Annotated in this window: 3 protein-coding genes; 2 read left to right on the forward strand and 1 reads right to left on the reverse strand. The window is 34.9% G+C overall.

Going from position 1 to position 1,886, the window contains the following annotated elements; translation table 11 throughout:
• The first annotated feature begins 137 nt into the window (after positions 1 to 137).
• Together JZY04_RS20960 and JZY04_RS20965 are read left to right on the forward strand one after the other, a co-directional pair.
• Positions 138 to 302, forward strand: coding sequence for a hypothetical protein (locus JZY04_RS20960; protein ID WP_220577463.1), 165 nt, complete (start codon positions 138 to 140; stop codon positions 300 to 302).
• A 73-nt stretch (positions 303 to 375) separates the two neighbouring features.
• A complete protein-coding gene (locus JZY04_RS20965; protein WP_220577464.1) occupies positions 376 to 1,035 on the forward strand; it encodes a replication protein in 660 nt (219 codons plus the stop codon).
• Positions 1,036 to 1,198: 163 nt separating this feature from the next.
• Here JZY04_RS20965 and JZY04_RS20970 read toward each other — a convergent pair whose 3' ends face one another.
• A complete protein-coding gene (locus JZY04_RS20970) occupies positions 1,199 to 1,858 on the reverse strand; it encodes an HAD family phosphatase (protein WP_220577465.1) in 660 nt (219 codons plus the stop codon).
• Positions 1,859 to 1,886 lie beyond the last annotated feature (28 nt).

Below are 1,886 nucleotides of genomic sequence, written 5' to 3' on the forward strand. Positions count from 1 at the left end.
GATTTAGTCACTTTGTGCTTGAGCGACATTTGAGCGACATTTTGGGTGAAAATGGCTAAAATTGTAATGCTTTACTACATCTATGTAATGCTTTATAATGTATGCATGAAGCTATTTAAGTTAGGAGTGATTAAGTTATGACTGTTGAAAAAAAAGAAATGCAAAGTGTCACTATCCGTATTCCTAAAGATTTGTATGCTGAATATAAAAAAGCATTATTGGCTCAGGGAAAAATTGTTACTTATGACGTGCGAAATTACATGGCGAAAGTTGTCAAAAATCAAGCGAAAGGGCAGAAATGAGCATAAAAAAAGAGCGCACCCGCTGAAAAGTTCGCTCGTTAATTGCTCGTTCTGATAAGGTAATTTTAACATTATGGCTAAAGATAAGGCAAGATACTTCACTTTTTTGTTATATCCAGAAAGTATTCCAACGGATTGGAAACGACAGTTAGAATTAATTGGTGTTCCGATTGCGATTAGTCCGTTGCATGATAAAGATAAAAGCAATGTTGAGGGACAAATATATAAAAAAGCCCATTATCATGTGGTTTATGTGGCGAAAAATCCTGTTACATCGGACAGTGTTAGAAAGAGAATCCAAAGAGTTTTAGGTGTTAAAAGTGTTGCTAAGGTTCAAGTAGTTGTTCAGAGCATGGAAAATATGTATTTGTATCTGACACATGAATCTAAAGACGCTATTGCTAAAAATAAGCACAAGTACAGCAAGCATGACATTGCTTTACTAAACAATTTTGACATTGATCGCTATATTACGCTTGATGTTGAAGATAAAGACGATATGTTGAATGATGTTTGCGATTTAATTGACGATCATAATTTAGCAAATATGCGTGAATTAAGGCGCTTTGTTAAATTACATGGGATTGAATATGGCTTGCCTAGTATGAAAATTATAAATTCAGTGTTGAGAGCTCATACTGGACTGATAAGATTATATTTCGATGCCGTTTATCAGGAACGCAAGTATGGCAGAGGTGATATAAACAAAGAGACTGGTGAGATACAAGATTAATTAATGAATGGAAAGCAGGTGCTCGATTTGAGCACCTTTTTTGTTGTCGGCTAGCCGACTTCTGATACAAGTCTTTAGCACAATAACACAACCAACTTTAGTTGTTGTGTGTAAGTGCGCCCTTTACCTAAAAAAATTTTGTTTTATTTTTTGCCAAAAAATCTTAGGCACTTTTTCTTTCTAACCAATCAATAACTTCATGAAGAGAAGATAAAACTCCCTCAGTTTTTTCTAGAATTTTTTCATTTGGCACTTTCATATCTGGCACACAAATGACTGGTATGTCTGCTGAGACTGCTGCTTGAATACCTGACTCGCTATCTTCTAAAATAAGCGTCTCCTGTTTTTGAAAGTCTGTCTTTTCACACGCCATTAAAAAAATGTCAGGTGCTGGTTTTCCATTTTCAATTTCAGGACCGAAAGTAAAATGACTAAAGTAATCAAAAATATCGTGTTGTTTTAAAATTGTAAAAGCTCGTTCTCTCGTGCTCGAGGACGCAAGAGAAATTTCATACTCATTTTCTTTTAAATAGGCTAACAGTTCCACAGCCCCGTCCATTAAATCAATTCCTTCTTCTACATGCTTTGCTTCAATCTCATCGGAGTGTGCCATTCCTTCTTGTACACCAAAGGGTAATTGATATTCTTTGATGATGTTTTCCATATTTAATAAACCGGATCGCCCCGAGTAATTTTGGGCATAATTCTCTAAGGTAAACTCTTGTTCGTGCTCTGCAAGCAATTCTCTGTAAATTTCAAAAGACACAATTTCTGAATTGATTAGTAAACCATCTAAATCAAAAATAATGGATTGTATTGTCATACATCTTTCTTCCTTTCAGTGATTAGAT

The sequence above is a fragment of the Bacteroides sp. 11BF genome (genome assembly GCF_019633765.1).
GTDB lineage: Bacteria > Bacteroidota > Bacteroidia > Bacteroidales > Bacteroidaceae > Bacteroides > Bacteroides hominis.

Excerpts from the sequence above, each read along its gene's own strand:
- JZY04_RS20960 (WP_220577463.1), top strand. The coding sequence starts at position 138 with ATGACTGTTGAAAAAAAAGAAATGCAAAGTGTCACTATCCGTATTCCT.
- JZY04_RS20965 (WP_220577464.1), top strand. The coding sequence starts at position 376 with ATGGCTAAAGATAAGGCAAGATACTTCACTTTTTTGTTATATCCAGAA.
- JZY04_RS20970 (WP_220577465.1), bottom strand. The coding sequence starts at position 1,858 with ATGACAATACAATCCATTATTTTTGATTTAGATGGTTTACTAATCAAT.